This window comes from Sorangium sp. So ce119 (assembly GCF_051524405.1).
Lineage (GTDB): Bacteria > Myxococcota_A > Polyangia > Polyangiales > Polyangiaceae > Sorangium > Sorangium cellulosum_G.
The window spans coordinates 3,644,563-3,664,146 of record NZ_CP150310.1; the positions used below are offsets into that span (position 1 = coordinate 3,644,563).

Sequence of the window (19,584 nt, forward strand, 5' to 3'; positions counted from 1 at the left end):
TATGCATCGATGCGAGACGTCACGCCCACGTTGGTGGACTGAACAATTCGGGCGAGAGTCGAATTCGGTGTTCACCGCCAACTGCTGCGCTCGCCCCGAGTCGGCCGTCCAGCCGCCGGCCATCGCGCCGCAGACCAGCCCGGCCAGAGCGCCTGACCCCGATCAGGCGCCCGCGATGAAGCTGTCCTGGTAGGCCGGGTCCTCGACAGCGAGCGCGGCCGGCGTGGCGGTGAGCGGGCGGATCGTGTCGAGCATGACCGCGAGCTCGCTCGTCTCGCGGCTCCCGAGGCTCGCCTCGTAGGCGCCCGGGTGCGGCCCGTGCGGGACGCCGGCCGGGTGGTGCGAGATGCTGCCTGGGCCGACGCCGCGGCGCGAGGTGAAGTTGCCGCGGCAGTAGAAAAGGAACTCGTCGCAGTCGACGGACGAGTGGGGGTAGGGGCAGGGGACCGCCTCCGGGTGGAAGTCGACCGGGCGCGGCACGAAGCTGCAGACGAGGGCGCCGCGCGCGGCGAACGTGCCGTGCCAGTCGGGCGGCAGGTGGACGAGCCCGACGCGCGGCTGGAAGCTCAGGATCGGGAACGCGAACGGGTACACCGTCCCGTCCCAGCCGACGACGTCGAGCGGCGAGCGCTCGCAGGCGAAGCCGTGGAACGCGCCGCCGCGCTTCACGACGAGCGCGCGGATGCCCTCGTCGAGCGGGCCGACGAACGTGGGCCGCCGGAAGTCGCGGTGCGAGTACGGCGCGTCCATCCGGAGCTGGCCGACCTCGTTGCGCCACTGGCGCGGCAGGTGGAGGCCCGCGGCCTCGATCGAGAGCCAGCGCTGGGGCGTGGCGTCGGGGAGGAAGCGGTAGAAGAGCCCCTTCGGGACGACGACGTAATCGTCCTGCTCGAAGCGCAGGTCGCCGAGCATCGTGCGCAGGACGCCGCCGCCCTGAAAGATGAAGAACAGCTCGTCGGCGTCCGCATTCGCGAAGTACACCGGATCGGCGGCGTCGGGCTGGGCGACCCCGATCACCACGTCGTCGTTGAAGAGCAGCGGCGCGCGGCAGTCGATCGCGGGCCCGCCGCGCTGCGGCAGGTCCTGCGACCGGTAGTGCCGCTTCGCGAGCGGGCGCGGCGGCGCGGCGACCGGCAGCGCGAAGCCGTGCGCGGCCGGCGCGGCCCGGTGCTCGTGCGGCCGGCGCTCGTGGTAGGCGATCGTGTAGGGGCCGTCGAAGCCCTCGCGCGTCAGGCACTCCTCGTAGCGGAGCTCCCCCGCCTCGCTCCGCAGGGCGATGTGGTGCTTGCGGGGGACGGTGCCCGCGACGACGCGGTCGAGCATCAGCCGTGCCCCTCCGCCTTCTGCTGCCGCTCGATGCTCTCGAACAGCGCGCGGAAGTTGCCGGCGCCGAAGCCGCGGTCGCCCTTGCGCTGGATGAGCTCGAAGAAGAACGGTCCGGCGTCGGGATCGCGGTGCGTGCCCGACGACTCCTTGAGGAAGATCTGGAGCAGGTACGACCGCGCGCCGTCGCCGTCGACCAGCACCTCGAGCTCGCGCAGCGCCGCCACGTCCTCGTCGATCTGCTCGATGCCGAGCTGGCGCACGCGCTCGGGCAGCATGTCGTAGTAGGCGGGCGGGGTCGGCATGAACTCCACGCCCCGCGCGCGCATGCCGCGCACGCCCGTGAGGATGTCGTCCACCGCGAGCGCCACGTGCTGCACGCCGTCGCCGCGGTGCTCCTCGTTGAAGACGTTGATCTGCGAGCTCTTGAAGTGCGGTCGGTAGGGCTCGTTGTTGGCGAACTTCACGCCCGAGCCCGGGTCCCACATCACGGCCGAGCGCAGGCCCGAGCCGTGGCCGGCGTCGCTGGCGACGTCGTTCGTGTGAAACGCGATCTTCCAGAACGGCTCGAGCCCGAGCACGTGCTCCATCCAGAGCAGGGCGGGCGCCATGGTCTGGAAATTCGAGGTGATGTGATCGAACCGGGCGATGCCGAACCGGTTCTCGCCGCCGCGCGGCGCGTCGTAAGCCACGCAGCCGGGGAACAGCGCGGGGTAGCCGCGGCGCTCGACGAAGCGGAAGGTGGTGTCCCCGAACGGCGTCGTGATCGAGAACGAGGCGAAGGTGCCGCCGCCGTCGGTCGCGCGGTGGATCTCGTCGATCGGCGTGCCTCCGCGGCCGTCGAGCAGCCGGAAGGCGCGGTCGATGTCCTCGACCTCGAAGACGATCGTGCCCACCCCGTCGGGGTGCTTGCGCAGGTAGCGCCACGCCCGCCCACCCTCGCCGAGCGGCTGCGAGCAGACGATGGCGCACTCGCCGGCCTGGAAGACGACCGACCGCTGCGCCGCCGCCGCGTTGAGCTCGGGCGAGCTCGCGGCGGTCTCCTGGAAGTCGAGCTTCTCCGTGTAGAACCTGCGGCTCCGCTCGAGGTCGCGCACGTAGTAGTGCAAGGCCTCCACCCGCTTGATGCCGATCGACTCTACCTTGGTCATAGGGGTCCTCCGTCGCGAGGGGGCCGGCCGTCGAGCATGGGCCGCTTCGCCGGGGCGCTCATCCTGCCACCACCCGCTGCGCGATGCGCCCGAACAGGCTCTCGCCCGACCGACTCAGCATCTCGATCATGATCGTGTCTCCCGCTCTCATGAAGGGCGTCCTCGCCGCCCCATGCTCGAGGGTCTCGAGCGTGCGCTTCTCGGCCAGGCACGACACGCCGCGCGCCGGATCCCGGTTCGAGACGGTGCCGCTGCCGAGGATCGTCCCGGCCGTGAAGCTGCGGGTCCTGGCGATGTGCTCGATGAGGTCGAAGAACGAGAAATGCATCTCCGGGCCGGCCTCGGGATCGCCGATGAGCGCGCCGTTGTAGGTCGAGCGGAGCCGCAGGTGGACGCGCCCGTCGCGGAGCGCGTCGCCGAGCTCGTCCGGCGTGATCGCGAACGGGGAGAACGCCGTGGCCGGTTTCGAGCAGAAGAACCCGAAGCCCTTCGCGAGCTCGGCGGGCACGAGGTTGCGCAGCGTCACGTCGTTCGCCAGCAGGAACAGGCGGATGTGCCGGTGGGCCTCGTCGCGGCGCGTGCCCTGCGGGGTGTCGCCGAGGACGGCGCAGACCTCGGCCTCGAAATCGAGGCCCCAGGCTTCGTCGCGCAGGACGATGTCGTCGGTCGGCCCGAGCAGGACGCCGGAGCCGCCCTGGTACACCAGCGGATCGGTCGTGAGCGTCTCGGGCGGCTCGGCGCCGCGCGCCTTGCGCACCAGCAGGATGTGGTGGATGTACGCCGACCCGTCGATCCACTCGTACGCGCGGGGCAGGGGCGCGGCGAGCTCTTCCACGGCGAGCGGGGCCACGCCCGCGCCGCCGCGCTCGATGTCGTCGGCGATGCGCCGGAGCGCGGGCTCGGCGCGCTCCCAGTCGTCGAGCGCGGCCTGGAGCGTGGGGAACGCGCTGCCAGCCGGCGCGCAGGCGAGGCCGTCGCGGCTGACGACGATGAGCGTGCCGTCGCGGCCGGGGCCGCGGAGAGAGGCGAGCTTCATGCGGGGGCGAGCTCCTGGTGCGTCACGGTGGTCCCCTCATTTCTGCAGCTGGACACCGAGGAACAGGGCATTCCCCTTCACCCCCGACAGATCGCTCCGTTGATAGCCGAGCGCCACGCGCGCCGCGTGCCCTTCGATGATGTAGCCCATCTGGGCATCGATGAGCAGATACGGGTCGGCGTCCTTCAGCTTCGCCTGTTGCAGCCGGACCAGGGGCTGCAACTTCCCGACGCCGACGTTGTTCGGCGTGAGGTAGCTCGCGAGGGCAAAATAGGAATGGTCGAACCTCTCGAAATCGCCAAAGTACTTGTAAAATGCGCCTTCGAGCGTGAGCGTGCCCGCCGTGTCGAGGTTCTTTTCGAACAGGAGGTCGGCGTTGATCTCCATGTAGGTGTCCTTGCGCGGGACGCCTGGAGGCATGTCCGGCACGGGGGGCGGCAGCGACTCGACCGAGCCTTCCTTCTGCACTTCACCTGCCACGCCGAGCGCGAGGATGCTCTTCTCTCCGAGGTACGTGGACTTCTGGTAATAGGCTGGCTCCGGGTCGAGCAAGCTCAAGTTGAGCCTCGCCGTGTAGAGCGGGCTCACCGCAGAGTCATGCAGGTTGAAAGCACCCACGTAATATTTGAACAGCCCGCCCGCCACCTTGCCCCAGGCGGTCACCCCATCGTTGCGCCCGAGAGGCCCCTGTCTTGGCCCGATCGGCGGCGCATAGGGCTCGAAGAACCCAGGATAGTTCCACGGCCCCATCGACCACGGCCCGGAGAAGGCGGAGCGATCCGACGGCACGATCATCCGGCCGATCCAGACGTTCAGCAGATCATGCAACTGGAACTTGGCGATGACGTCGCGGAGAGTGGCGCTGCCCGCGATGTTGCCCCCGGTCGGGGTCGGGCCGAACTGCGCGACGATGGCGCCCTGCAACCCGATGAACCGGTTGATCTCGCCCGAGAACGACAGATCCAGCTCTCCGTCCCCGAGCAGCCGGTCCATCTTCTCGCGCGCGCCGGGGTTCTGCAGGCGACCTCCGACGCGCGCCCAGGCCGCGACGCTGATCGGCTTTTTCCATGGCTCCTCCGCCGCCGGCGGCGTCGGCGGCGCCGGCGAAGGTGGGACAGCCACGGCAGCGCCTTGCAGCGCCGGCGCGGCGGCTTCCGCAGACGGCGCACGCGCCGCGCTCGCGTCTGTGGAAGGGCTCGCGGGCTCGGCCGCGGGATCCGCGATCGGCGGGTCTTCGCCCGTGGGCGCCGGCGCTGCTTCGGGCTGCGCTTGTGCCCGCGCCGAGCTATCGAAGGATGTGATGCCGAGGATGACGGCCAGGAACCCCGCGCCAACCTCGCCCCGACGTCTCGACGCCCTCGTCCGTATGCTCATGCGTTCTCCGTGGTGTGCTCATCAACAGAACAGCCGCGCGCACCTCGCGGTCGAGCGGCGGGCCGCCGTTCTCCGCGCCCCCTCCGCGCCAGGCCGGCATCAGGCCAGCCGAGGTCTCGAGGGGCTCAGCCATGATCGCGCTCCTAGCGGACCTCGTAAACCGTGAGCCGCACCCGGTCGGCCAGCCGCTCTCCCACGGACAGGGCCAGCACGGCGTTCAGCCGCAGAAGCCCTGGCGCCGCGGTGCGCATGCGGATGGCGGTGCGGAAATAGTACAGCCGGGGGTCCACGGCCTCGCCGCGCCCGAGCGCCGCCAGCACTTCCGGCGGCCCGGAGCGGACGCCCTCGGAGAGGATCTCCACCGTCCCATGGCCGGCGATGTCGAGGATGTAATGGGCGGAGATGTCCATCCGCCCGTCGGCCCAGATCGTCTGCCAGTCGCCGCCCGGCAGCACCCGGCCCTCGAGGCCGCCGGCCACCGTACCGCCGACGATGGGGATGAAGCGACGGCAGGGTGGGCTCGACGTGACGGTGACCGGCGGATCCACCACCACCTCGAGCGTCATCAGGGGAACGAGGGGCGGGCTCACGCGAGCGGCTCCGTGGCGCGCTTCAGGCCGGTGAGCACCTTGTAGCGGGCGGCGATGGACTCCAGCTCGCCGGGGGCGAAGACGTCCTCGATACGCTCGAAGCCGTCGGGCGCGCGGTCCTGGGCGATCTGCATGCACTGCTCCGGACCGTTGCCGCGGTTGGCCGCGACGATGGCGGCGGTGGCGGGCAGGCGCTCGGCCTCGTAGGCGGCCAGCGCTTCCACCGGATCGGCGTGAGCGGCGAGCGCGCGGACCAGGGCGCGGGCGTCCAGGATGGCCTGGCTCGCGCCGTTGGAGCCGATCGGATACATGGGATGGGCGGCGTCGCCGAGCAGCGTCATGCGCCCGTGACTCCAGCGCGGCAGCGGATCGCGGTCGACCAGCGGGAACTCGTAGATGGCATCGGCGCCCCGGATCAGGCCGGGCACATCCAGCCAGTCGAAGCGCCAGGCCTCGAACCTGGGCAGGAAGTCGGCGGGGTCGCCCCGCCGATTCCAGTCCTCCCGTCGCAGGCTCTCCGCGACGGCGAGCTCGGCGATCCAGTTGATCCTCTGCCGGCCGTCCGGCCCCGGCGGGCAGATGGGATAAGCGACGAACTTCTGGTCCTGATGCCCGGCCATGATCATGCTGGCGCCGCTGAGGAAGGGCGCCGCCAGCGTGGTCGCCCGCCACAGGATGCGGCCGCCATAGACCGGCGGCCCCTCGTCCGGATAGAGGCGGGCGCGCGCCGCCGAATGGATGCCATCGGCGCAGATCAGGAGGTCGGCGGGAACCTTCCGGGCCACGCCCTCGCGGTCGACGAAGCGCGCCACGATGCGGCCTTCGTCCTCCTCGTGGTCCGCAAGGCGCCTGTCGCAGATCACCCGGCCTTCGCCCAGCCGCTCGACGGCGGCGTCGAACAGCACGCCCTGCAGGGCGCCGCGGTGCAGGGAGATTTGCGGCGCGGCGTGACCCGCGAAGCGGCCGCGCGGCTCGCCCCAGATGCGCTGGCCGAAGCGGTTGAAATAGACAAGCTCGCGGGTCGCCACCCCCTGCGCCAGCAGGGCCTCGACGAGGCCCAGCTCGCCCAGCACCTCCCCGGCGTGGGGCAGGAGGTTGATGCCGACCCCGAGCGGCAGGATGGTGGGCGCGGCCTCGAACACCGTCACCTCATGGCCCGCGGCGTGCAACGCCAGAGCCGCGGCAAGGCCGCCGATCCCGGCGCCCGCGACGATCACCTGCATGAAGTCCTCCCGCAGCGTTGCGGCTCGACGCCGCCTACTTTGTTATGGGCCATGACAATCCATTGGACCCGACGTCACCCGCCGCCTGTCGATCGATGTCGTCGGCAGGATCCGCAGATGACATCGACCCCGCGCGCGGCCCTCTCCTCAATCACCGACATAGCGTCCGCGGAGGGTCATCACCGCGGCCGCCACCCCGGCAGACAGCACCACCGGCACCATGGCCATGGCCACGCCGGCGGGGCCCCAGCCCTGACTCAGCAGGTGGCCCGCCACCAGCGGCCCGCCGATCGAACCCAGCCGGCCTGCGGCGATGGAGGCGCCGACGGCCAGCCCGCGCGCCTGCGCCGGGTAATAGAGCGGGATGATGCCGTAGAGCGAGTATTGCGCGCCCAGCAGGAAGAAGCCGGCCAGGCCGGCCAGCACCAGCACCGGCGCCAGGCTGTTGGCCCCCGCCAGCCCGAACAGCGACAGGGCCAGGGCGGGATAGGCCGCGATGATGGGAATGCGCGGCCCCAGCCGATCGACAAGCGTGCCGATGGCCCAGCAGCCGACGACGCTGCCGACGTTGAAGGCGAACGCGGCGCCGGCGCCGCCCACGCCGCCCAGGCCCTTGGCCGCCACCAGCGACGGCAGCCAGTTCAGCAGCAGATACAGCACGAGCAGCGTCAAGCCGAACATGAACCAGGCCAGCATCGTGATCAGCAGCCGGCCACCGCCGAAGAGCGCCTGCACGCTGTTCGGCCGCTCCGCGCCGCCGGACGCCGCCGCGCGGCTGTCGGGCATCAGCCGCGCCATGACCGGCAGCAGCAAGAGCGGCAGCACGCCGCCGACCAGGAAGATGCTGTGCCAGCCGAACCGCGCCAGGAAACCGGCCGCGAACAGCGCCGCCAGCGCGCCGCCGGCCGGCATGCCGCTGAACATCAAGGTGGTTGTGCGGGTCCGCCGGTCGGGCGGGGCGATCTCCATGGCGATGGCCACCAGGGTGGGCATCGCCGCCCCCAGGCCGGTCCCGGCCAGGAGCCGGTAGAGACCCAGCGACAGCGGTCCGCCCGCCACCACCGTGGCCAGCGTGAACAGGCCGAAGGCGCCGACGGCGATCATCAGCAGCGGTTTGCGGCCCATGCGGTCGGCCATCCAGCCGCCGCCGAGCGCCCCGCAGACCAGCCCCACCATGCCAGCCCCGAACACGACGCCCGCCTGCCCTGGCGACATCCCGAGGGCGGGGATCAGCAGGGGGGCGGCGACGCCGATGGCCTGGATGTCGAACCCTTCCAGCAGGGTGATCAGGAAGCACAGCGACAGCGTGACGGCGCCGCGCGGCGCGTGAGGGGGCGATGCGCCCATGGAGAGACCTACCGTTTCCGTCCCATTGCCCGGGATTGTTGCAGCTGCCGCTGGTTGAACGACGGCCGGTTCAAGCGAGGCCCGCTTCAGAACTGCGAGAAGAAATTCCAGATCGACTCACCGGAGTTGTTCTGCGGGGCGTGGCCCCCGCTGAACTCACACCAGACGACGGGATAGCCCGCGTCGCAGCCTTCGTAGCTGACGCAGGGGGACGGCGAGACCGGCGTGGTCTGCGGATCGCAGTGGTTTCGTTCGAGGAAGACATCGCGCGCGGACCGACCATTGTCGACCGGAACGACGTCGTCGGCGTCGCCGTGGGCGCCCCACATGGCCACAGGGTGATCGCCGTCCTCGCAGCCGCTGTAGAGCGCGCCGGACATGGAGGCGATGGCGCGGAAGTCGTCGCCCATCGCGCAGCCGATGGCATAGGACATCATGCCGCCGTAGCTGAATCCGGTCGAAAAGATCCTGCTCTGGTCGATGCAGAGCTCGCCGCGGAGGCGGTCGAGCATGGCGCGGAGGAACGCGATGTCGCGGCCGCCCGTGTTCGCCCAGCCCTGGTCGAGCCCCTCGGGCGAGACGAAGATCGCCGAGCCGTCGGCGCGACCCTGGAGGCCGTAATAGCCGCCGCCGAACCCGGTCGCGACCTGTTCGGCCGAGCCTCCGCGGGGGTGCCAGGCGAAGATGAGCCGGTAGGGATGGCTGGAATCGTAATCGTCCGGCACGGCGAGGATGTACTCGCGCGTCGCGCCCCCGACATCGATGCTGAAGCGGCCGCTCCTCGGCGCCGTCGCGCTGCCGCAGCCCGCGCTCTGCGTCTCTCCTCCAGAGCCGCTCGAGGCGGAGCCGACGGAGCCGGCGGCGCCCGCGCCGCCCGCGCCCGCTCCTCCCGAGGCCGGGCTCCCGCCGCTGCCGCTGCCGCCGACGCTCCCCCCCGTCGCCGATGAGCCCCCCGTCGCCGACGAGCCCCCCGTCGTGGACGAGCCAACCGTGGCACCGGAGCCGCTGCTGCCGGGCCCAGCGGGCCCTCCGGCGCTGCTGCTGCCGGACGATGCCTCGGCCGTCCCATCCCCTTCGCTGGAGCAGGCCACCGCCGCAAACGCCGCGAACGCCGCGAGCACGACGACCCCAGGCGCTGTCGTGCCGAAATTGCGAAGCGTTTCCATTCGTCCTCGCCTCTCTGTTCGAAGATCGCCGCCGTTGCTCGCATCACCCGATGCAGGTGACCGCAACGACTTCGTATCCCAGGTCCTCTGGCGAGAGGCATAGGCATACTCGCCTATGCCTGGACGAGGGACGTCACGCCCGATCGGCGGACTGGACGATTCGCGCGAGAGCCGAATTCACTTGACGCTGAAATTGTCGCCTGTGGCGGCCCTGCCGCTCTCGCCGCTCGAGGTCTTCCTCGAGCGGCGGCGCCGCTACTGCGTCACGCCGATCGAGTCGAGGAAGGCGTTGTACTCGTCGACCTTCTTCCACGGGACCACGTCGAGGCCGACGTTGAGTTGGCTATCCTTGGACATCCGAGGGGCGAAGATCGCCGTGGTCGCGTCGAGGCCGAGCATCTTGATGCCGTAGAGGACGTAGGGCACGAGGTACCCTGCGTAATACTGGCGCTGGGCGTGCGTCGCCTTGATGAGCCCCCGGCGCATATACTCGACGGTCTTCGGCTCGAAGTCGAAGGCGACGACGGGGAGCTCCGTCGCGCCAGCGGCCTCCGTGGCCATCGCGCACCGGTACGAGACGTTGTGCAGGCCGAGCAACCCCACGACGGGCGGGTCCGCTGTCTCGATCTGGGCTTTCATCGCGTCGACGTCGGCGATCTCCCCCTGCGGGGACCAGGTGATCGGACGCACGACGATCTTGTAACCGGCGCCCTCGAGGACGCCCCGAGCCCCCTGCATTCGATTCATCCCGTCGATCCAGAACGGGTCGCCGGCGCCGTGGATCACCACCGTGCCTGGCGCGGGGGGCAGCAACGCGAGCAGGGTCTCTCCGGCCGTGACGCCTGCCGACGCGCTGATGGTTCCGACATAGATGGAACGCTTGGAGCCGTTCGCGTCGGTGTCGAGCGTCACCACAGGAACCCCGCTGTCGATGGCCTCATCGATGCCGGCCGCGGTGGCCTCGCCGAACGGCGAGACGCCGATCCCTTCGGCGCCGCCCGCCACCGCCTGTCCAATCTGCTCTGCCTGGGCCACCGCCCCCTGTCCACCGGCCCCGAGCACGTTCCCCGTGACCCCGAGCTCGCCCATGGCTCGGTTCGCCCCCGTGGTGATCGGCGTGAAGAACCCGCCGATCTCCTTCAGCAGGATCGCCATCTGCATGGGCTCGAGGGCGCCCTCGTTGAGCTCGGCGACGAGCGCGTCGAGCGTCGCCTCGATCTCCTCCGCGTTGAACTCGCTCTTCGGCGTCTCAGCGCGCTTGATGAGCGAGACTTGCTCGCCCTCGCCGGTGGTGCCGCCCGATCCGCATGCCGCCGTCATCAGCGCGAGCCCGAAGGCCGCCACCCGGCGTCGTCCAATGCTGTTCATGATACCCCCTCATGCTCCGTGGTTCGTCCCGTCGTACGCAGCACCCTTGCGTGAAGCGCTATCTCGTGGCGGGCTCTTCGCCCGCCGGCGCAGCTGACGGCGACCGGGACGAGGGCGACAAAGGTGTCGCCGTGAACTTGCATTCTTCCCCCGCGCGATACGCCATCACATCGAGCTTCGCTCTGTCAAGGTCTCATGAGCGCAATCGACGAATCTTGGCGCGGAGACTCACACATCGATGCTTGTCCGTGAATCGCGGCTGTCAGGCCGAGAGGTGAGGGCATGCGCGAGGATGGAGGGACCCCTGAGCGCGACGAGGGAGAGGAGCGCTGCGTCGGGCAGGCGAGGTGAGCACCAGATACGGGCGCGATCCGCCGGACGGGCCTGTCGCCCGCAGGACGGCCCTGCCCGTGTCCAAGACGCGCGGAGCTAGGCCTGCCCGAACAGGGCGAGGCACTGATCGTCGAGGATTCCGCCGACGAGATCGAGCGGCGCGCCGGACTGCTCGTTCATCCATTGCGCCGGGACGGCCAGCTCGCGCTGCGCTCCCCCGGTCGCCTTCGTGACGTCGGCCATCGTGCAGCCGAAGACGATGCGGCTGATCCGGGCGAGCCACGCCGCGGTGAAGCACATCGGACACGGCTCCACGGTCGTGTACAGCGTGTACCCCTGGAGATCCGGGCCGACGGCCGCGCAGGCGCGGCGGACGGCGCCCACCTCGGCGTGCCACGTGAAGTCGCGCTGGGCGTTCACCTCGTCGGTCGCCTCGGCCACGATCGTGCCGTCCGGGGCCACGACCAGGGCGCCGAACGGCGGCTCGCCCGCCCGCTGCGCGCCGCGCGCGACCTCCAGCGCCCGCGCCATCAGCTCCTCGTCGCGGCTCATCGGACGAGCCTGGCGTCGAGCAGCGACTCCGGCGCCGGCGCCTTCTTGACGAGCTTGGACTGGACAGCGAAGTCGATCACCGACTTCATCGAGGCCACCGCGGGGCCGGCCTTCTCCGCGGCGCCGAAGAGCCGCTTGTTGTCGGCGAGATCGTAGATCTTGTCGCCGGCCAGCATGCCCTTCACGTCCTCGGGCGAGGCGCTCAGGTACTTGCCGATGATGGGGTACGCCTTGTCGGGCTCGCTGCGCAGCGTCTGGACCCCGCGATCGACGGCGCCGAGGAACTTCTTGTAGGCGTCGCCCCCCGCGTCGAGCTTCGCCTTGTGCACGACCACCGAGTTCGTGATCGTGTCGGGCATGCTGGCGCTCGAGAAGATCACGTGGCCGCCGTTCTTGGTCGCCTTGGTGATCCACGGCTCCCAGGTGACCGCGGCGTCGACCTTGCCCGCGACGAACGCGGCGCCGGCGTCGTCGGCGCTCATGCTCGTGATCTTCACGTCGCCGGGGCCGATCCCGCTCTTCTCGAGGCCGAACAGGAAGAGCATGTGGTTGACCTCGCCGAGCGTGAGGGCGACCGTCTTGCCCTTGAGATCGGCCATCGACGCGATGCTGTCCTTGGCCACCACGGCGTCCGCGCCGTTCGAGCTGTCGACCAGCGCGATCGCCACGACGTCGGTCTCGCTGTTGCCGTTCAGCACGGCCAGGTTCTGCAGGGTGGTGAGCCCGACGTCGAGCTGGCTCGACGCCAGCGCCGCGAGCGTGTCCCCGGGGTTCGAGAACGGCTTGAGCCCGACGTCGAGCCCGGCCTGCTTGAAGTACCCGAGATCGTTCGCGAGGAAGACGCCCGAGTAGCCGATCCACAGGTCGTGGCCGACGGTGAGCTTCAGCGGCTCCGCGGGGGGCGCCGAGGCCCCGGGGCGCTCGCCCGGGGCGGGCGCGGCGGCGGACGCCTCGTCCGGCGCGGCGTCCTTGTTCGAGCAGCCCACGGACAGCGCGAGGCACGCGAGCGCTGCCCCGAGCTCTTGCAAGACGGTTCTTCGATTCATGATCCCCCTTCAAGTGGCGTGTTGGTGAGCCCGAAGAGCAAGCGGTCGCGCTGCGCCCCGGTGCGCGCGCGCCCGCGCAGGAGCGCCAGGATCTCGCGCTTCTGGTGCAGGAAGGCCTCGTCGAGCTTGAGCTCCGCCGAGCGCGCCTGGCGCGCGAACGTCACGTCGAGGCTGGCCAGGACCCGCCCCGGCCGCTCGGAGAAGACGACGACGCGATCGGAGAGGAGCAGGGCCTCGTCCACGTCGTGCGTGACGAACAGCGTCGTGATGCGGTGATGCTGGATGAGGTGGAGCAAGAGCTCCTGCATGTCCTCGCGGGTCTGCGCGTCGAGCGCGCCGAACGGCTCGTCCATCAGCAGCACCTCGGGCTGCCCGACGAGCGCCCGCGCGAGCGCGGCGCGCTGCTGCATGCCGCCGCTCAGCTCCGCGGGGAGGCTGTCGCGGAAGTCCCAGAGCCCGACCAGGCGCAGGAGGCTGTCGACCCGGGCCGCCTGCCGGTCCCGACCGCCGGTGCCGGCGCGCGTCCGGGCGTGCGCGAGGGTCAGCGGGAACCGGACGTTCTCGCGCACGCTCAGCCAGGGGAACAGCGTCTGCTGCTGGAACATGAGGCCGATCTCGGCGCCGGGGCCGAGGACGCGCTCGCCGTCGAGATCGACCCTCCCGGTCGTCGCCGTCTCGAGCCCGGCCACGATGTGGAGGAGCGTGGACTTGCCGCACCCGGAGGGGCCCACGAGGCTGATGAACTCGCCCTCTCGGACAGCCATGTCGAGCGGGCAGAGGGCGACCGTCTCGCCGCGGCGACCGGGGTACGACTTCGCGACGCCACGCAGCGACAGCTTCATGTCTCGCGCCCTCGCGCCCAGGGGAAGAGCCGGCGAGAGGCCGCGCGGAACATCCAGTCGAGCCCGAGGCCGAGCAGGCCGAGCACCAGCAGATAGGCGTAGATGCTCGGCGTCTGGAGGAAGCGGTAGAAGCGCAGGATGCGAAAGCCGAGCCCCTCGGTGGCGGCCACGAGCTCCGCGACGACGACGTAGCTCCACGCCCAGCCGTTGCACATGCGCAGCGCGCTCCAGACGCCGGGCAGGGCGGCCGGGGCGAGGACGCGCCAGACGATCTCGCGCCGCGTCGCCCCGAGGCTCTGGCTGATCTGGACGAGCGGCGCCGGGACCCGCCGCACCTCGTCCGCGGTCATGATCAGGAGCTGAAAGAAGGTGCCCAGGAACACGAGCATCACCTTCGCCCCCTCGCCGATGCCGGCCGCGATCATGACCAGCGGGATCAGCGCCGGCACCGGGACATAGCGGAGGAACTCGGTCGGCGGCTCGAGCAGCGCGGCGACCCCGCGGAACGCGCCCGCGAGCACGCCGAGCGGGACGGCGAGGACGGCGGCGGCCGCGAACCCCGCCGTGACGCGCAGGAAGCTGTGCTGGACATCCGTCCACAGCTCCCTCGACGCGAGCGCCTCGGCCGTGGCGCGCCCGATGCTCGAGAGCGTCGGGACGATCGCGGCGTCCGACCCGCTGCGGGCCGGGAGCCACGCGTACGCCGCCACCATCGCGAGGAGGCTCGCCGCGCCGAGCGCGAGGCGGGCGCGGCCCGGAATGGCGCGGCCGAGCGCGAGCCAGCGCGGCGGCGCGCGCCCGCACTGGCGCGACGGCGCGAGCGGCTTCGTGTCGACAAGCATCCTCGTGAAGGCCTCCGAGCCTCCCATCGTGACGTTCTCTCGAGACAGACCGAGTCGGGACAGAGGAGATGTTGCCCCGATGTGGGTTCATGTCGGCGCCCGGGAAGCAGGCGGGCCACGTGCCTTCATCAGGATTGGCCTGAATGGATGTCATCAGTCCGACGCCACACCGTCAAGCGCGATCTGGCGCGCGAGCGCGCGCTCATCGAGGTGGGCGGGTGGCCCTCATCGCAGCATCGCTCGCGCTGCGTCGTGGAGGATGGGTGCGTGTGCGAGGAGAGGGGCTGAGTCCATCCCCCTGGGGTGTCGCGTGTCCTCTACGGGAGCGCCAGGGGGCGGGGGCGGGCCCTCGCATGTCGCCGCGACATCGCGTAACGCACGCCGGCCCGGAGGTCTCTCAGGAGGACGAGCTCCTCCAGCGCCTCGCCGGTGCTCGCGAGGGACGCGGCGGTGGCCGCGGACATGCCGACGAGGACGCACTGCGCGCCGAGCAGGACCGCGGCCTGCACCGCGCGCAGCAGGTGGTGCGCGACGTGGCTGTCGATGACCGGGACGCCGGTGAGGTCGATGATCACGAACTCGGCGTCGTGGCGCTCCACGCCTAGCAGGAGCGCCTCCATGAGCTGGCTGCTCCGCGTGCCGTCGAGGTGGCCCACGAGCGGCAGGACGAGGATGCCGTGCTCGATCGGCAGCACCGGCGTCGCGAGCGCGGCGACCGTCTCGAGGAGGCGCGCCTGGCTGGCGAGGAGCTCGGACTCGGTGCGCCGCAAGGCCTCTTCGGTCCGCTTTCGCGCGGTCACGTCGACGACGACGCCCACCATCCCGATCACGCTTCCGCGCGCGTCACGGAAGGGGACGATGTTCTCCAGGGTCCACCCGTCGCTGCCGTCCTCGAGCTTCCACTGGAGCTCCACGTTCAGCCGGGCGAGCCCGTCGGCCATGATGGCCTCGTCGTTGTCGTGGTAGCTGCGCGCGACCTCGGGGATGAAGATGTCCTCATCACGCCTGCCGACGATCTTGTCGGCCGAGAGGCGGTAATGATTCGTGTAGGCCTTGTTGACGGCGAGGTACCGGTGATCTCGATCCTTGAAGAAGACCATCGCCGGGATCGCGTCGAGCAGCGCGGCGTGCCCGGCGGCCTCCACCGAGAAGAACCTGGCGAGCAGCCCTTCTTCCTGCTCGACAGGGCGGTCGTCGCGCTGCGTCTCGCCCGCTCGCCGCGCCTCGGCCAGCTCCTGCTCCAGCTCCGCGACGCGCTGGCGAAGCGCCACGACCTGCTCACCGAGCGACATCTCGTTATCTGGATCGGGCTGCATTCAGGGTACCAGGTGTCAGCTTGATCGCATTATCCGAAGATGGTTCGGGACGCAACGCTGGTCAGCGGGACCGGTGGACAGGCCCCGCGCTCGCGCTCGGGACCCTGCACGGCAACAGCGCATATCGACTCACCTCGCGCCCGCTCGTCCGGATTCCATGCGTGCGGTACCGCGAGCTCGCGCTCGTCCTCTCGGCAGGACATGCCCCTTGACGCGAGGGCCGCGGTCGACCCGGGTGAGCGGCTGCGGTCGGCGCGCACCTCGAAGCGGGCGAGCTCGGGCGCGCGAGCCGGATCGGAGCGGAAGGCGCGGCGCCCGGTGCTAGGGTGGCCGCCTCTCTGGAGCCCACCCATGTCCAGGATCCTCGACAGCTTGCCCGCCCTCTACAGGGGCCTTCTCCCCCCGTTCTTCGAGCGGGAGATCCCGGCCGAGACCAAGGCCACCTGCGCCTCGTGCGCGATGTGCGAGGCCTCGTGCCAGAGCGCCGTCGCGCCGGTGGACGGCCGGAGCCGGTTCTTCCGGCCCGACACCAAGTGCTGCACGTTCCACCCGCGGCTGCCGAACTACCTGGTCGGCGCGCTGCTCTCGGACGACGACCCCGGCATGGCCGAGGGGCGGCGGCGCGTGGAGGCGAAGATCGCCGCGCGGATCGGCGCGACGCCGCAATGGCTGAAGCCGCCCGCGAAGTTCGAGCTCCTGTACTCGAGCTCGCGGCGCGCGTTCGGCCGCTCTGCCACGCTGCGCTGCCCTTATTACGACGCGGAGCCCGGGAGCTGCACCATCTGGCCTTATCGCGAGGCGGTCTGCTCGACGTTCTTTTGCAAGTACGTCGCGGGCGCGGACGGGCGGAAGCTGTGGATGTCGATCAAGACGTTCCTCTCCCTCGTGGAGATCCAGCTCTCGCGGTACGCGCTGTTCAAGCTCCACCCCGAGTACATCCACCAGAACCGGAGCCGCGGAGAGCAGGAGTCGAGCCCGCTGACCGTCGACCAGCTCGACGAGGAGGCGCCGCCCGAGGCCGAGTACAGGGCGATGTGGCGGGAGTGGACCGGGCGCGAGGCGGAGTATTACCGCGCCTGCTTCGCGGAGATCCGGGGGCTCTCGGCGGCGGACCTGGAGCGGCACCTCGGCCTGGACGGGACGCTGGAGCAGGCGATCCTGGACCGGCTTCACGGGGCGGTGGTCTCGCCGGAGCTGCCCGAGGTGCTGCGCTTCAACCCGGACGCGACGGTGCAATGGCTCCCGGACGGGAGCGTGGCGCTCGGCGCCTACAGCGAATACGACGCGATCGGCCTGCCGGGCGAGGCGTATGCGCTGCTCGTGGAGTTCACCGGGGAAGAGCCGGTGAGCGGCGTGCGGCGCAGGCTGCGGGAGCAGAAGCAGGCGGACCTCGATGACGAGGTGCTGCTCGTGCTGCACCGGCACCGCGTGCTGGTGTCGGGTTGAGCCGTCGCGCTGGGTGGGTGGTCGTCGACGAGAGGGGTTGAGGCTTCAGGGCGCCAGGGCGTGAGCGTTTCGGGCGCGTCAATGAGCGCCGCGGGCGCGCGCCGCGCGGCAGCGGGGTGCACGGTAGGCGCACGGTCCGGCGCGTCGCCGGGCCCGATCCACCGAGAAGGCACCCCCATGAACACCCACCCGAAGCGCCTCACCGCGGTCCTCGTCTGCCTCTCCGCCGCCCTCCAGGCGTGCGCCGAGAGCCCGGCCCCGACCTCGCCGGAGCGCCGCCGCGTCGGCGGCTTCACGACGCCCGAGTCCGTGCTCCACGACGAGGAGCGCGACGTGTACCTGGTCTCGAACATCGTCGGCTCGCCCGTCGAGAAGGACGATCGCGGGTTCATCTCGCGCGTCTCGCCGGACGGCGAGGTCCTCGACCTCACCTGGATCGACGGCGCGTCCGAGGGCGTGACGCTGAGCGCGCCCAAGGGCATGGCCGTCGCGGACGGCAAGCTCTACGTGGCCGACATCGACGCGGTCCGCGTCTTCGACGCGAGCGACGGCGCGCCGATCCAGGACATCGAGGTGCCCGGCGCCGGCCTGCTCAACGACGTCGCGGTCTTGCCCGACGGGTCGATCGTGGTCTCGGACTCGGGCGTGACCGTCGTCGACGGCGCGATCACCGGGACGGGCACGGACGCGCTCGTCGTGATCGATCCGGGCGGGCAGCCGTCGAGGCTGCTCGCCGACCCCGCGCTGCCGCACCCGAACGGCGTCGCGTACGCGGACGGCGAGATCTGGGTGGCCTACCTCGGGGCCGCGCGCCTCGACGCTGTCGACGCCTCGGGCGAGCCGCGGCGCGAGATCGCGCTGCCCGCGGGCACGCTGGACGGCCTCGTGCGCCTCGACGACGGCCGGCTCCTCGTGTCGAGCTGGGACGCGAGCGCGATCTTCGAGGTCGACCCCGCCGGGGACGCCGCGCCGCGCGTCTCGACCCTCGCCGACGATCTCCCGAGCCCCGCCGATCTCGGCTGGGACCGCGCGAGGAGCCGCCTGCTCGTCCCGCTCTTCAACGACGACGAGGTCGTCCTGCTCGACGTCGAGTGAGCCCGCGCACCAGCGCTTGGGCCGCCGGCGCGGCGCGGCTACGCTGATCCGCCCCGGCCGGCCTGCAGCGCGTCGCCGCGGCGATCGCGCCGCCGATCGATCCACGAGGCAACCAGGAGCGAACATGAACACCCAGCTCACCCGACTGCTCGAGCCCACGGATCAGGCCCAGGCCTGGGGCGCGCTCAGGGAGGCGATCGCACGGCTGGAGCGCGCGTCCTCGACGTACGGCGCCGCCGGCGCCGGCCTGGCCCGGTGGATCGGGGTCTTCACCCGCGCGCGCGAGCGGGTCCAGATCCAGCGGCTCTCGCGGCCGCTCGTGGTGCTCATCCTCGACGGGGCGAAGCGGATCTTCCTCGACGGGCCGGACGGCAATACGCGCCTCGTCGCCCGCGAGGGGCAGATCCTGCTCGTGCCGCAGGGCATCCCCCTCGAGCTCGTGAACGAGCCGGATCCGGAGCGCGGCGTGTACCGCTCGTTCACCATCGAGCTGCTGAGCGAGGTCGACGAGCGGCTCCAGCGCCGCTACCCGACGCTCTGCGTGCAGCGGGGGCTCGGCGGCTTCGAGGCGGACCGGCCGCACCTCCTGCGCTCGGCGATGCCGTCAATCCAGGCGCTGATCCACCTCGTGAACACGCTCCTCCTGCCCGGGGCGCACGCGCTGCTCCTGCAGCACCGGCTGGAGGACCTCATCCTGACCTTGCTGCTGCAGCACCGCGAGCAGCTCGAGGAGGCGCGCGCCGCGTCGTCGACGCTGTCGCTCGACCCCACGCTCGCGGTCCGGACGCTTGTGCGCCGCGATCCGGCGCGCGCGTGGGCCGCCCAGGACGTCGCGCGCGCGCTCGGGGTGAGCAACGCGACGCTGCGCCGCCGGCTGGGCGCGAAGGGGCTCTCGTTCAGGGCGCTCCTGTGGAAGGAGCGGCTCGAGCTGGCCAAGACGCTGCTGCGCACGGGGCGCCACGGCGTGCTCGAGGTGGCGACGGCCTGCGGTTACGACTCGGCGTCGCGCTTCGCCGAGCAGTTCCGGCGCTCCGAGGGGCTCAGCCCGTCGGAGTACCGCGCGCGGCACCGGCCGGGCGCGGACGACGGCTGCTTCGGCGATGAGAGCGAGTCGAGGAGCGGGGTGGGGGGCTGAGCAGCTCAGCGCATGATCGCCTGCGCGATGGTGTCGATCATCCGCGGGATGGCCACGGAGATGAGGATCCCGAGGTTCGCCCGCTTGTTGTCCACCAGCATGCCCTGGAGCAGCTTGCCGTGGTTGACCACCACCACGGTGTGGTTGCCCGCCATGTCCATCAGGTAATACCGCCCGAGCGGCGGGAAGTTCGAGTCGCGCAGCGAGGTGTCCAGCTCCTCGGTGATGCGCGTGAAGAGGGCCACCGCCACCGGCTGCTGGTTGAAGCCGGCGAGCGACAGGCCCGCCGAGCGCTCCCAGATGTCGGTGGCCAGCAGCCCATCGCGAAGGATGTTGCGGAGATCATGGACTGCGGCCTCGAGGACTTTGGTGTCGATCATCGTGCTTCCGTGGCTCCTG

At 71.1% G+C, this 19,584-nt stretch carries 18 protein-coding genes; 3 read left to right on the forward strand and 15 right to left on the reverse strand.

All coding sequences use genetic code 11. The features are described from left to right. Nucleotides 1-162: 162 nt before the first annotated feature. The 14 genes from WME76_RS13610 to WME76_RS13675 all read right to left on the reverse strand — a co-directional run bounded on the left by WME76_RS13610 (nucleotide 163) and on the right by WME76_RS13675 (nucleotide 15,509). A complete protein-coding gene (locus WME76_RS13610) occupies nucleotides 163-1,323 on the reverse strand; it encodes a homogentisate 1,2-dioxygenase (protein ID WP_437960557.1) in 1,161 nt (386 codons plus the stop codon). Next, nucleotides 1,323-2,474: a 4-hydroxyphenylpyruvate dioxygenase family protein gene (locus tag WME76_RS13615; RefSeq protein ID WP_437960558.1), complete on the reverse strand. Its 1,152-nt coding sequence runs from the start codon at nucleotides 2,472-2,474 to the stop codon at nucleotides 1,323-1,325. Before WME76_RS13615 ends, WME76_RS13610 begins: the two co-directional genes overlap by 1 nt. Before the next feature lie 58 nt (nucleotides 2,475-2,532). Next, nucleotides 2,533-3,510, reverse strand: a complete 978-nt coding sequence (locus WME76_RS13620) for a fumarylacetoacetate hydrolase family protein (protein WP_437960559.1) — start codon at nucleotides 3,508-3,510, stop codon at nucleotides 2,533-2,535. Between the two features lie 36 nt (nucleotides 3,511-3,546). Continuing rightward, nucleotides 3,547-4,503 (reverse strand): hypothetical protein, encoded by a 957-nt coding sequence (locus WME76_RS13625; RefSeq protein WP_437960560.1) that lies wholly within the window; start codon nucleotides 4,501-4,503, stop codon nucleotides 3,547-3,549. A gap of 524 nt (nucleotides 4,504-5,027) precedes the next feature. After that, nucleotides 5,028-5,474 carry a DUF3237 family protein gene (locus WME76_RS13630; RefSeq protein WP_437960561.1) on the reverse strand — a complete coding sequence of 149 codons (447 nt, stop codon included), beginning with the start codon at nucleotides 5,472-5,474 and terminating at the stop codon, nucleotides 5,028-5,030. Continuing rightward, entirely contained in the window at nucleotides 5,471-6,697 is a 1,227-nt protein-coding gene (locus tag WME76_RS13635) for a flavin-dependent oxidoreductase (RefSeq protein WP_437960562.1), read from the reverse strand. Before WME76_RS13635 ends, WME76_RS13630 begins: the two co-directional genes overlap by 4 nt. A 147-nt stretch (nucleotides 6,698-6,844) precedes the next feature. Further along, on the reverse strand, nucleotides 6,845-8,044 hold the full coding sequence (locus WME76_RS13640) for an MFS transporter (RefSeq protein ID WP_437960563.1): 1,200 nt from the start codon (nucleotides 8,042-8,044) through the stop codon (nucleotides 6,845-6,847). An 86-nt stretch (nucleotides 8,045-8,130) separates the two neighbouring features. Then, complete coding sequence (locus WME76_RS13645; protein ID WP_437960564.1) at nucleotides 8,131-9,210, reverse strand: alpha/beta hydrolase family esterase; 1,080 nt, start codon at nucleotides 9,208-9,210, stop codon at nucleotides 8,131-8,133. Nucleotides 9,211-9,465: 255 nt separating this feature from the next. Continuing rightward, a complete protein-coding gene (locus WME76_RS13650; RefSeq protein ID WP_437960565.1) occupies nucleotides 9,466-10,578 on the reverse strand; it encodes a substrate-binding domain-containing protein in 1,113 nt (370 codons plus the stop codon). Between the two features lie 429 nt (nucleotides 10,579-11,007). Beyond that, complete coding sequence (locus WME76_RS13655) at nucleotides 11,008-11,463, reverse strand: nucleoside deaminase (RefSeq protein WP_437960566.1); 456 nt, start codon at nucleotides 11,461-11,463, stop codon at nucleotides 11,008-11,010. Next, on the reverse strand, nucleotides 11,460-12,509 hold the full coding sequence (locus WME76_RS13660) for an ABC transporter substrate-binding protein (protein ID WP_437960567.1): 1,050 nt from the start codon (nucleotides 12,507-12,509) through the stop codon (nucleotides 11,460-11,462). The genes WME76_RS13655 and WME76_RS13660 overlap by 4 nt, the downstream gene beginning before the upstream one ends. After that, a complete protein-coding gene (locus WME76_RS13665; protein WP_437960568.1) occupies nucleotides 12,506-13,351 on the reverse strand; it encodes an ABC transporter ATP-binding protein in 846 nt (281 codons plus the stop codon). Before WME76_RS13665 ends, WME76_RS13660 begins: the two co-directional genes overlap by 4 nt. Next, the gene (locus tag WME76_RS13670) at nucleotides 13,348-14,220 is read right to left on the reverse strand and encodes an ABC transporter permease (protein ID WP_433936585.1); all 873 of its coding nucleotides are present in this window, start codon (nucleotides 14,218-14,220) and stop codon (nucleotides 13,348-13,350) included. The genes WME76_RS13665 and WME76_RS13670 overlap by 4 nt, the downstream gene beginning before the upstream one ends. A gap of 290 nt (nucleotides 14,221-14,510) precedes the next feature. Continuing rightward, nucleotides 14,511-15,509, reverse strand: a complete 999-nt coding sequence (locus WME76_RS13675) for a PAS domain-containing protein (RefSeq protein ID WP_437960569.1) — start codon at nucleotides 15,507-15,509, stop codon at nucleotides 14,511-14,513. Between the two features lie 351 nt (nucleotides 15,510-15,860). Between WME76_RS13675 and WME76_RS13680 the strand changes: the two genes are divergently transcribed. The 3 genes from WME76_RS13680 (at nucleotide 15,861) to WME76_RS13690 (ending at nucleotide 19,185) form a co-directional block, all read left to right on the forward strand. After that, the gene (locus WME76_RS13680) at nucleotides 15,861-16,955 is read left to right on the forward strand and encodes a hypothetical protein (protein WP_437960570.1); all 1,095 of its coding nucleotides are present in this window, start codon (nucleotides 15,861-15,863) and stop codon (nucleotides 16,953-16,955) included. Between the two features lie 177 nt (nucleotides 16,956-17,132). Next, on the forward strand, nucleotides 17,133-18,050 hold the full coding sequence (locus WME76_RS13685; protein ID WP_437960571.1) for an SMP-30/gluconolactonase/LRE family protein: 918 nt from the start codon (nucleotides 17,133-17,135) through the stop codon (nucleotides 18,048-18,050). 124 nt (nucleotides 18,051-18,174) lie between these two features. Continuing rightward, nucleotides 18,175-19,185 carry a helix-turn-helix domain-containing protein gene (locus WME76_RS13690; RefSeq protein ID WP_437960572.1) on the forward strand — a complete coding sequence of 337 codons (1,011 nt, stop codon included), beginning with the start codon at nucleotides 18,175-18,177 and terminating at the stop codon, nucleotides 19,183-19,185. A gap of 5 nt (nucleotides 19,186-19,190) precedes the next feature. Here WME76_RS13690 and WME76_RS13695 read toward each other — a convergent pair whose 3' ends face one another. After that, nucleotides 19,191-19,565, reverse strand: coding sequence for a hypothetical protein (locus WME76_RS13695; protein WP_433936590.1), 375 nt, complete (start codon nucleotides 19,563-19,565; stop codon nucleotides 19,191-19,193). Between the last annotated feature and the right edge of the window lie 19 nt (nucleotides 19,566-19,584).

Excerpts from the sequence above, each read along its gene's own strand:
- WME76_RS13610 (WP_437960557.1), bottom strand. The coding sequence starts at position 1,323 with ATGCTCGACCGCGTCGTCGCGGGCACCGTCCCCCGCAAGCACCACATC.
- WME76_RS13615 (WP_437960558.1), bottom strand. The coding sequence starts at position 2,474 with ATGACCAAGGTAGAGTCGATCGGCATCAAGCGGGTGGAGGCCTTGCAC.
- WME76_RS13625 (WP_437960560.1), bottom strand. The coding sequence starts at position 4,503 with ATGGACCGGCTGCTCGGGGACGGAGAGCTGGATCTGTCGTTCTCGGGC.
- WME76_RS13675 (WP_437960569.1), bottom strand. The coding sequence starts at position 15,509 with ATGCAGCCCGATCCAGATAACGAGATGTCGCTCGGTGAGCAGGTCGTG.
- WME76_RS13635 (WP_437960562.1), bottom strand. The coding sequence starts at position 6,697 with ATGCAGGTGATCGTCGCGGGCGCCGGGATCGGCGGCCTTGCCGCGGCT.
- WME76_RS13665 (WP_437960568.1), bottom strand. The coding sequence starts at position 13,351 with ATGAAGCTGTCGCTGCGTGGCGTCGCGAAGTCGTACCCCGGTCGCCGC.
- WME76_RS13620 (WP_437960559.1), bottom strand. The coding sequence starts at position 3,510 with ATGAAGCTCGCCTCTCTCCGCGGCCCCGGCCGCGACGGCACGCTCATC.
- WME76_RS13680 (WP_437960570.1), top strand. The coding sequence starts at position 15,861 with ATGTCCAGGATCCTCGACAGCTTGCCCGCCCTCTACAGGGGCCTTCTC.
- WME76_RS13655 (WP_437960566.1), bottom strand. The coding sequence starts at position 11,463 with ATGAGCCGCGACGAGGAGCTGATGGCGCGGGCGCTGGAGGTCGCGCGC.
- WME76_RS13685 (WP_437960571.1), top strand. The coding sequence starts at position 17,133 with ATGAACACCCACCCGAAGCGCCTCACCGCGGTCCTCGTCTGCCTCTCC.
- WME76_RS13690 (WP_437960572.1), top strand. The coding sequence starts at position 18,175 with ATGAACACCCAGCTCACCCGACTGCTCGAGCCCACGGATCAGGCCCAG.
- WME76_RS13645 (WP_437960564.1), bottom strand. The coding sequence starts at position 9,210 with ATGGAAACGCTTCGCAATTTCGGCACGACAGCGCCTGGGGTCGTCGTG.
- WME76_RS13670 (WP_433936585.1), bottom strand. The coding sequence starts at position 14,220 with ATGGGAGGCTCGGAGGCCTTCACGAGGATGCTTGTCGACACGAAGCCG.
- WME76_RS13660 (WP_437960567.1), bottom strand. The coding sequence starts at position 12,509 with ATGAATCGAAGAACCGTCTTGCAAGAGCTCGGGGCAGCGCTCGCGTGC.
- WME76_RS13650 (WP_437960565.1), bottom strand. The coding sequence starts at position 10,578 with ATGAACAGCATTGGACGACGCCGGGTGGCGGCCTTCGGGCTCGCGCTG.
- WME76_RS13695 (WP_433936590.1), bottom strand. The coding sequence starts at position 19,565 with ATGATCGACACCAAAGTCCTCGAGGCCGCAGTCCATGATCTCCGCAAC.
- WME76_RS13640 (WP_437960563.1), bottom strand. The coding sequence starts at position 8,044 with ATGGGCGCATCGCCCCCTCACGCGCCGCGCGGCGCCGTCACGCTGTCG.